Source organism: Polynucleobacter sp. AM-25C3, assembly GCF_018882335.1.
Taxonomy (GTDB): Bacteria; Pseudomonadota; Gammaproteobacteria; order Burkholderiales; family Burkholderiaceae; genus Polynucleobacter.
In genome coordinates, this window is the sequence record NZ_JACVOS010000024.1 from 1 (window position 1) to 6,867 (window position 6,867).

Sequence of the window (6,867 nt, forward strand, 5' to 3'; positions counted from 1 at the left end):
CCGCCATCATTTACCGTAGTAGCACTTGCAATACCGCCACTACTAACGGCTTGAGTACCGCCAGAACTGATGGTCGCACTAATCGCACTACCACCGCTACTAACAGCTTGAGTACCACCATCATTTATCGTAAGACCACTCACAATAGCGCCTCTCAGGAGGGTCTGGCTACCGCCACTGCTTAGCGTAGTAGCGCTCACACTAGCACCAGCATAAACAGATTGATTACCACCAAAACTGATGGTCGTGCTAATCGCACTACCACCGCTACTAACAGCTTGAATACCACCACTGATGGTCGTGCTAATCGCACTACCACCAAGATAAAGCCGTTGAATAGCGCCACTGCTTAGCGTAGTAGCACTTGCAATACCGCCGCTACTGATATTTTGATTGCCGACAGAACTGATGGTCGCGCTAATCGCAATACCGCCACTACCAACAGCTTGAGTACCGCCAGAACTGATGGTCGTGCTAATCGCACTACCACCGCCACTAACGTTTTGTCTACCCAAAGCGCTTATCGTAGTAGCACTTGCAATACCGCCGCTACTGATATTTTGAATGCCGCCGTGAAATACCCAGGTACCAATCGCAATACCGCCAATAAGGATACTTTGAGTGCCGCTGCTAACAACCTCCCCCGTTACTGTTGCAGACGTTACAGGAGTAGTAAAACCATAGGCATCCGGCGTAAAAGTACCCGTCAACACAAGTAGGCTAACCACTGCTTGCGCCAACCCACTACCACCCCTTTTTCCGCAAGATTTTGCGACTTCAGAGGCGACAACTAAACTTCCCAGTCGCCGGGAAAATACAAGTCTATAAATTTTATTCACAGTAAAACTTACTCTCGGAGAGGTTTTGCCTGGGATTGTGACATCCTAAAAAGGGATGCGCGCACCGGCATTAATCATGTTATTTGAGTAACCACTGCGGCCTAGATAATCATAATTAACCCTAATTCGCACATTATCTTTGGTCTGCATCTCATACCCAATACCGCCTTGCATCACAAATGAACCAGGGTTATTGCCATAAACCGTGAAGGCAGTGCCTGCGCCATCAGTAGCCGTCAATGGCGCTGCTTTAGCGGCAAAATCGTGTCCGCCAGTTGCCCCAACTAAAATCCTGCTCGATTCATTAATCTCATAACGATACCTAACCCCAACCGAGCCAATGGCTGAGGACTGGGTCTGGCCATTGACCGTTAAATTAGATATACCCGCTCCATTTTCGTTATAGGCGCCCACACGAACATAGCCATAGTCTATGCGCGCTAAAGGTGTGATGGTGCTTTGCCCAACTGCAACTTGATGTGCTAACTCACTACTAACCAAACCATGCCAACCTTTAAACGATGCCGTTGCAGTTCCAGGACTGCCAATCGTATCCAAACGATTCGAGCTATTCTGATCTAAGGCAAGATTGGCAATTACATTAACCTCGGTTGAATCCGCAACTTTTTGTCTGGCATATGCTGCCAGTTGATAGCTCGTTGTATTTAATCCATTTTGGGTTTGAGTATCCTGCCCAGTTAATGATGAGTTTTGCAGTATTAATGCGCCGCCAACACGCAAATCTGGGTTGATGGGCGCATCAGCACCCATCGCAAAGCCACCCGTTCTTTGATTGTATGCGGCAGACGGTACGCCATTAGCGCTTTGTCGAGCGGTAAAGCCATACGGAGTAGCCCAGAAGTAATTATTGCTATCAGCCTCTTGATGAGCTGGACCAGCCATTTTCTCCATTCGATCACGGATGAGTTGAATGGTTGCCTGAGCCTGATTAAGCACTGCGGCTGACTGCCCACCATTCAAAAGTGGCGTTGGGGTGGTGTTGGAAACTGGAGTCGCAGCAGTAACCAAATCTAGACTGCTGCCATCCACCATGAATGTATACGCAATTCCTCTGTAGGTACCAGGCCCAAAGGTGCCAGTAAGCCCTTGGGTTGCCGAGAATATATTTCTGTACGTCGTTCCCAATGCCATTTGCGAATTAGCTGCTATAGAAAATGTGGCGTTGGAAAGCGCCGCAACCCCATTGACAGCCATCTTCCCATAACTATTGGGGCTGCTAATGCCCGCCTGCAGAGCGCCCGTTTGCTGATAGTTACCAACAATACTCAAGGTTTGTCCAGCGCCAACTGCAATCGTACCAGCATTGTGTAGAGAATTGGCTACTACCATCGCGTCATTCGTCGCCTGAGATAGCAGTGAGGAGCCATCAATACTAAGCAAAGAGTTTGTTCCAGTAAGGATCACATCACCCGCAAGAACGGCTGACGCAGAGTTAGTTAGGCTTAGCTGATTCCACCCAGCAACAGTTGTAGCTCCTGATATTGATGTACCGGCAATCGCTAAGGATTGATTGCTGAGCGCTAAGAAATTGGCGTTGCTACTGTCAACAAGACTGACTCCCGCAGATACAGTGACGCCATTTTGCAACGCTAGAGTATTACCAGCTCCAGAAAGTTCGATGCCAGCATTGAGAGATGCGCCGTTAAGCATCACCGCATTAGCGCTGCCACTAACGGTAACTGCAGTACTACCCCCCGATGAAATCGCATTTACCGATCCTAGCGCAAGTATGGAGGCGTTAGTACCACTAATGGCGTAGCCAGAAATGTATGAGCCTGACGCCGCACTAACGGTACCACCTGATGCTACAAAACCACCTACCCCGCTACCACCAGCAAGAATGGTTTGGGTGCCACTAATGACGATAGTTTCCGCTATACCTGCGACAACCTGCGCGCCTCCCGCCTGAATCGTGGATCCTGAGTCCTTACCACCAAAGGAAATGGTTTGTGAGCCCCCCGCAAAAATAGTGGATGACGGCCCATAACCACCGGAGAGGATATACTCGTTTCCCCCACTACTAATTTGGGTGTAATAAGAAGCTCCGCCAGAAGAGATGTAAATTGCACCCGTATTTTTTACCAGCGTAGCCGAAGCAATACCGCCAGAAGAGATGGCCAACAAACCGCCAGAAACCAGCGTAGCCGAAGCAATACCGCCAGAAGAGATGGTCAACGAACCGCCAGAATTGAGAATTACTCCACCGGCTGTTAAGCCGGAAATAGAGAAGGCGCCGTTTTCATTGATGCCGTTAACTAAGGATCCAGCAGCGCCAGAACCTACGGTTGCTTCCAGTATACCGCCAGCAGACTGAATGACTCCTAGAGCGCTAGCGCCAGCATTGACTCTTTCAACTCCCCCGCTATTGATGATGGTGCCGCTGGCAATACCGCCAGAAGAGACTCTTTCAAGTCCCCCGCTATTAATGGTGGTGCCGCTGGCAGTAGCGCCAGAAGTGACTGCTTGAGTTCCCCCGCTATTAATGGTGGTGCCGCTGGCAGTAGCGCCAGAAGTGACGGTCAACAAACCGCTAGAATTGAGAATTACTCCACTGGCTGTTAAGCCGGCAATAGAGAAGTTGCCGCTTTCATTTCTACCGTTAACTAAGGATCCAGCAGCGCCAGAACCTACGGTTGCTGACAGCACACCGCCAGCAGACTGGATGACTTCTATAGCGCTAGCGCCAGCAGCGACCTCCTCAACTCCCCCGCTATTGATGGTGGTGCCGGTGGTAACAGCATTAGGAGCAATTGATTCAACTCCCCCGCTATTGATGGTGGTAGCGCTGGCAATAGCGCCAGGAGTGACCCACAAAGAACCACCATTATTTAGAATCACCCCACTGGCTGTTAAGTCGGAAATAGAGAAGTTGCCGTTTTCATTGATGCCGTTAACTAAGGATCCAGCAGCGCCAGAACCTACGGTTGCTTCCAGTATACCGCCAGCAGACTGAATGACTCCTAGAGCGCTAGCGCCAGCATTGACTCTTTCAATACCGCCACTATTGATGGTGGTAGTGCTGGCAGTAGCGCCAGAATAGACCACTTGAGTTCCCCCGCTATTGATGGTGGTAGTGCTGGCAGTAGCGCCAGAATAGACTAGTTCAAAACCGCCACTATTGATGGTGGTAGCGCTGGCAGTAGCACCAGAAGAGACTCTTTGAACTCCCCCATTTTTGATGGTGGTAGTGCTGGCAGTAGCGCCAGGAGTGACCCACAAAGAACCACCATTATTTAGAATCACCCCACTGGCTGTTAAGCCGGAAATAGAGAAGTTACCGTTTTCATTGGTGCCGTTAACTAAGGATCCAGTAGCGCCAGAACCTACGGTTGCTTCCAGTATACCGCCAACAGACTGAATGACTCCTAGAGCGCTGGCGCCAGCAGCAACCGCTTGAGCTCCCCAACTATTGATGGTGGTAGCGCTGGCAATACCGCCAGAAGAGACCGTTTGAGATCCCCTGCTATTGATGGAGGTGCCGGTGGCAACACCTCCAGAAGAGACTCTTTCAATTCCCCCGCTATTGATGGTGGTGGTGCTGGCAGTAGCGCCAGAAGAGACTGCTTGAGTTCCCCCGCTATTGATGGTGGTGCCGCTGGCAGTAGCGCCAGAATTGACGGTCAACAAACCGCCAGAATTGAGAATTACTCCACTGGCTGTTAAGTCGGAAATAGAGAAGTTGCCGTTTTCATTGATGCCGTTAACTAAGGATCCAGCAGCGCCAGAACCTACGGTTGCTGACAGCACACCGCCAGCAGACTGGATGACTTCTAGAGCGCTAGCGCCAGCAGCGACTCTTTCAACTCCCCCGCTATTGATGATGGTGCCGGTGGTAACACCGCCAGAAGAGACTGATTCAACTCCCCCACCATTGATGATGGTGCCGCTGGCAATACCGCCAGAAGAGACCAATAAAAAACCGGCAAACAAACCGCCAGAATTGAGAATTACTCCACTGGCTGTTAAGCCGGAAATAGAGAAGGCGCCGTTTTCATTAACACCGGTAACAAGAGATCCAGCAGAGTCAAGGCCTACGAATGCCGACAGTACGCCGCCAACCAACTGGGTGACTCCTAGAGCGCTAGCGCCAGCAGCGACTACCTCCATTCCCCCGCTATTGATGGTGGTGCCGGTGGTAACACCGCCAGAAAAGACTGCTTGAGCTCCCCCGTCATTGATGGTGGCGGTGCTGGCAGTAGCGCCAGAAGAGACTGCTTGAATTCCCCCGTCATTGATGGTGGCGGTGCTGGCAGTAGCGCCAGAAGAGACTCTCTCAACTCCCCCGCTATTGATGGTGGTGCCGGTGGCAGTAGCGCCAGAAGTGACGGCCAACAAACCGCCAGAATTGAGAATTACTCCACTGGCTGTTAAGCCGGAAATAGAGAAGTTGCCGCTTTCATTTCTACCGGTAACAAGGGATCCAGCAGAGTCAAGACCTACGATTGCCGACAGTGCGCCGCCAACCAACTGGGTGACTCCTAGAGCGCTAGCGCCAGCAGCGACTCTTCCAACTCCCCCGCTATTGATGGTGGTGCCGGTGGTAACACCGCCAGAAGAGACTGATTCAACTCCCCCACCATTGATGATGGTGCCGCTGGCAATACCGCCAGAAGAGACGGTCAACAAACCGCGAGAATTGAGAATTACTCCACTGGCTGTTAAGTCGGAAATAGAGAAGTTGCCGTTTTCATTGATGCCGTTAACTAAGGATCCAGCAGCGCCAGAACCTACGGTTGCTGACAGCACACCGCCAGCAGACTGGATGACTTCTAGAGCGCTAGCGCCAGCAGCGACTCTTTCAACTCCCCCGCTATTGATGGTGGTGCCGGTGGTAACACCGCCAGAAGAGACTGATTCAACTCCCCCACCATTGATGATGGTGCCGCTGGCAATACCGCCAGAAGAGACGGTCAACAAACCGCGAGAATTGAGAATTACTCCACTGGCTGTTAAGTCGGAAATAGAGAAGTTGCCGCTTTCATTTCTACCGTTAACTAAGGATCCAGCAGCGCCAGAACCTACGGTTGCTGACAGCACACCGCCAGCAGACTGAATGACTTCTAGAGCGCTAGCGCCAGCAGCGACTCTTTCAGTTCCCCCGCTATTGATGGTGGTGCCGGTGGTAACACCGCCAGAAGAGACTGATTCAACTCCCCCGCTATTGATGGTGGTGCCGGTGGCAGTAGCGCCAGAATTGACGGTCAACAAACCGCCAGAATTGAGAATTACTCCACTGGCTGTTAAGTCGGAAATAGAGAAGTTGCCGTTTTCATTGATGCCGTTAACTAAGGATCCAGCAGGGCCAAGACCTACGATTGCCGACAGTGCGCCGCCAGCAGACTGAATGACTCCTAGAGCGCTAGCGCCAGCATTGACTCTTTCAGTTCCCCCGCTATTGATGGTGGTGCCGGTGGTAACAGCATTAAGAGCAATTGATTCAACTCCCCCGCTATTGATGGTGGTGCCAGCGGTAACACCGCCAGTAAAGACAAGTTGAGATCCCCCGCCATTGATGGTGGTGCCAGTGGTAACACCGCCAGAAGATACCGTTTGAGTTCCCCCACTATTGATGGTTGTAGCGCTGGCAATGGCGCCAGTAAAGACAAATTGAGTTCCCCCGCCATTGATGGTGGCGGCAATGGCAATACCGCCAGAAGAGACTCTTCCAACTCCCCCGCTATTGATGGTGGTGCCGGTGGCAGTAGCGCCAGCAGTGACGGTCAACAAACCGCTAGAATTGAGAATTACTCCACTGGCTGTTAAGTCGGAAATAGAGAAGTTGCCGCTTTCATTTCTACCGGTAACAAAGGATCCAGCAGGGCCAAGACCTACGATTGCCGACAGTGCGCCGCCAATAGACTGGATGACTTCTAGAGCGCTAGCGCCAGCAGCGACTCTTTCAACTCCCCCGCTATTGATGGTGGTGCCGGTGGTAACACCGCCAGAAGAGACTGATTCAACTCCCCCACCATTGATGATGGTGCCGCTGGCAATACCGCCAGAAGAG

2 protein-coding genes are annotated in these 6,867 nt (G+C 51.5%); both read right to left on the minus strand.

Translation table 11 applies throughout. The features are described from left to right. On the minus strand, positions 1 to 839 hold an 839-nt coding region (locus ICN12_RS10625; RefSeq protein WP_216272482.1), incomplete at its 3' end, for an ESPR domain-containing protein. 45 nt (positions 840 to 884) lie between these two features. Then, on the minus strand, positions 885 to 6,867 hold a 5,983-nt coding region (locus ICN12_RS10630), incomplete at its 5' end, for an AIDA repeat-containing protein (protein WP_216272483.1).